The sequence below is a fragment of the Acetomicrobium mobile genome, from assembly GCF_937920065.1.
Window position 1 is genome coordinate 1 of record NZ_CALETC010000227.1, and the last position, 3,211, is coordinate 3,211.

At 50.2% G+C, this 3,211-nt stretch carries 4 protein-coding genes and 1 pseudogene; 4 read left to right on the forward strand and 1 reads right to left on the reverse strand.

The annotated features are described in order from the left end of the window. The 4 genes and pseudogenes from Q7P41_RS08660 to Q7P41_RS08675 all read left to right on the forward strand — a co-directional run. Positions 1-194 (forward strand): annotated as a pseudogene (locus Q7P41_RS08660) (6-phosphofructokinase); the annotation flags it as partial. A gap of 148 nt (positions 195-342) precedes the next feature. Further along, a complete protein-coding gene (locus Q7P41_RS08665; RefSeq protein WP_303883518.1) occupies positions 343-1,368 on the forward strand; it encodes an ATP-grasp domain-containing protein in 1,026 nt (341 codons plus the stop codon). After that, positions 1,313-2,356, forward strand: a complete 1,044-nt coding sequence (locus tag Q7P41_RS08670) for a hydantoinase/oxoprolinase family protein (RefSeq protein WP_303883520.1) — start codon at positions 1,313-1,315, stop codon at positions 2,354-2,356. Before Q7P41_RS08665 ends, Q7P41_RS08670 begins: the two co-directional genes overlap by 56 nt. Then, the gene (locus Q7P41_RS08675) at positions 2,338-2,949 is read left to right on the forward strand and encodes an amino acid kinase (protein WP_303883521.1); all 612 of its coding nucleotides are present in this window, start codon (positions 2,338-2,340) and stop codon (positions 2,947-2,949) included. The genes Q7P41_RS08670 and Q7P41_RS08675 overlap by 19 nt, the downstream gene beginning before the upstream one ends. On the opposite strand, the gene Q7P41_RS08680 is transcribed toward Q7P41_RS08675, so the two are convergent. Beyond that, the coding region (locus Q7P41_RS08680; RefSeq protein WP_303883523.1) for a (5-formylfuran-3-yl)methyl phosphate synthase at positions 2,912-3,211 on the reverse strand (300 nt) is incomplete at its 5' end. The genes Q7P41_RS08675 and Q7P41_RS08680 overlap by 38 nt on opposite strands.

The following is a 3,211-nucleotide window of genomic DNA, read 5'->3' on the forward strand; positions in this document are numbered from 1 at the left end:
ATCCCGAGACGGGCAAGATGAAGATAAGGCTCGTCGATACCGACTCTTTGCAGTATCGCATCGCAAGAAAATACATGATACGCCTCCAGCGACACGACTTCGAATCGGAATTCCTTTTAAACAAGATGTCGCGCATCGCCAACATGACGCCGCAGCAGTTCATAGAAAAGTACGGATATGTAGTGGGGCTGTAATACGTCGATAATGCTACTTAAGGTGATAATATTGTCAATTTTAAGAAATGTATCAGGCTCGTATCGACAGGTAATAATATACGAACATTTTTCGTCGGGCGAAACTAAAGGCAAAAACGACAGATCGTTTGCAAATGAAGGCCTCTTTATGGCGAGGACGATGCTTTCCTGTTTTTCTCGTCTGGATTACATAAAGCCCCTTTTGATCTTGAACGAAAGGTTCTCCTTCGCCTTTGACCCTACCGAAGGGCAAAACCAGTACATCGTGCACAATGACGAAGGAGAAAGGGCACTGTTTGAGCTTTGCGGCAACAGGCCCGTTGTACTCATTGCCCCAGAGACACAGGGGCTATCCGCGCGTCTTACCTTAAAGGCGACTCAGGCCGGCGGTATAATTTTAGGATCAGCCCCAAGTGCCGTAAAGATAGCATCGGACAAGGCCCGCCTTCTTAAATTGCTTGCCGACAAAGGAGTGCCGTGTCCGCCTTTTGCCGTAGTCTACGACCAGACCACGATAAAAGAGGCGGCTCTGTCGTGGGGTTTTCCTCTTGTCGTCAAGCCCTCCTGCGGGACCGGAGGAGAGGGAAGTGTCTTACTTAGTAACAAAATCGAACTTGATGAATTTTTAACGTCCAAGAAGGCCGATTCAAGAGGTTTAATTATTCAGCCATTCATAAAAGGATTCCCAGCCAGTTTATCCATTTTGGCAACCGGCAGCGGAAAGACATATCTCGTCTCGGTAAACGAGCAAAAGATCGCCCTAAGCGAAAGCGATGATGGCAAATCCGCAAGCTTCAGGTACATAGGAGGAAAAACTGGCCTTTCCGAAGAGGACTATGCTGCCTACGGAGGCACAAGCCTGGAATACCTTCAAGGGCTTAGTCAGACTGTCGTAGACGCGATACCTGGTCTTATGGGATATGTTGGAATTGACCTGATCATGACTACGAAGGGCCCCCAGGTGCTTGAGGTAAACCCAAGGATTACTACGCCTTTGGCCTTCCTGGGGAAGTTTGCAACTTGGAACATAGCCGAGGCATTGATGGAAGCCTGCCTCCTCGACAGCTTCCATCAGATTCTGCTGTGCCGAAAATTGATTACACCGTGGAGGGTTTATCATGCTAAAAACATACGACGTGATCGTAGGCTGGGACATTGGTGGGGTACAGAGTAAGTGCGCCTGCATCTCAGGCGACCTTGCCTTTTTAAGCTCTAAGGATATGACCTTTGAGATATGGAAGGACCCCGACAAGCTTTCGACGGTGCTTGAGTACCTTGCCTCAGACATCCCCCTCTCCAACACAGCCATGGCTATCACCATGACGGCTGAACTTTCCGATTGTTTTACCACCAAAGCTGAAGGTGTGCGCTTCGTGTTGGACGCTTTCATCGATACATTTCCTGGCATCCCACTTATGTGCCTTGGCACGAACGAAAGGTGGGTGCCGGTAGAAAAAGCTTCGGGCGATCCGATCAACTTTGCGGCAACGAACTGGATAGCGGCCGGCCGCGAAATGGCGAGGTCCATCGGCGACGGAATATGGATAGATGTGGGAAGCACCACAACGGACATAATACCCATCAAAGAAAATGCCCTGTACGTTAGAGGAAGAAACGACACAGACAGGCTGCGCTTCGGTGAGCTGGTCTATACGGGCTTAATCCGCTCAAATCCCAACGCCCTAGCCTCACGGCTTCCCTTTAAGGGAGACTGGTATCGTACTTCCAACGAATATTTTGCCCTCATGGGAGACTGCTACCTTCTTTTAGGTGAAATCGACCCGGAAGACTACAGCTGTAGCCCGCCTGACAGCGGATCCGTTAACACCGAGGGCGCTGCCCGTCGACTGGCTCGACTTATATGTGCGGACGCTTCTCTTGCAAAGCCAGAAGATCTGTTGCCATTGGCCGGATATTTGAGGGAACGTCAAATCGGGCTAATAGTTGACGCGCTGTATCAAGTTTGCTCCGAGCCTCACGTAAAGGGGCCTGCCGCAGTCACGGGAGCAGGTCAATCCCTAGGAATTCAGGCAGCCCTCCGGACAAATCTGTCAATCTTAAATGCCGAGGCGATCATCCCTGATGTGGTTAAGAAACATTTTCCCGCCTATGCTGCTGCCAAGGATTTGGCCATTTACCTCTCATGTCCGCCGAAGTCGTAGTAAAATTTGGCGGAAGCCTTGAAAGGCTACCACGATTTCTTGAGATATGCAGAAATTTAAGCGAGTCACTGCGAGGCCATAAATCCATAGTGGTACCGGGAGGCGGTAAATTTGCCGATGTGGTGCGCCTATGCGACAAACAATGGAAGCTAGCGGCTTTCACTTCTCACTGGATGGCCGTGCTGGCGATGGACCAATTTGGTTACGTGCTTGCCGAAAAGGTACCACACTCAGTAACGGCCTACGGCAAAGAAGATATATCAAAGGCCTGGCTTTCAGGAAAGATCCCTATATTTTTGCCATCTAGCTGGCTTAAGGAGCAAAGAGGAATACCCGAAAGCTGGGAAACAACCTCTGACAGCTTGGCCTGCTTTATCGCCGCAGCCTTCGACGCCTCAAGACTTGTCTTGCTTAAAGACAACATTCCTCCCTATGACGTGAAGGACCTTACGGGCACAAGTTGGGTCGATCCAATGTTCTTCCGGTTCCTTTCCCGCTACAATGGAGAGGTCTGGCTGTGCGACGGAAGTAAGAAGCTTTCGCTACAAGACACCGTCAGCTGCGGCGACAGGTGCTGCTTTCGCCTGCAATGAGCGACGAAATTTCCAGGATCTTTCTTGACGAAAGCTTGCCCGACCGACCCCCTTCGCAAAGCGCGCCTCTAAAGCCCAGGTAATCAGGCCTAAGGGGCAATAATAAAGGTACATCTTCGAGTTTTAAAGAACCAGCCAAGGCAGAAAAAAGGCCCCATTCCCTGCAGGCCGAGACAAAATCCCTTACCCCCTCCATGGAGGCAATCTCAAGCAAGTTGTGGCCGAAGGATTTATCAAAAGTATCAAGAAGACAACCTGCAGC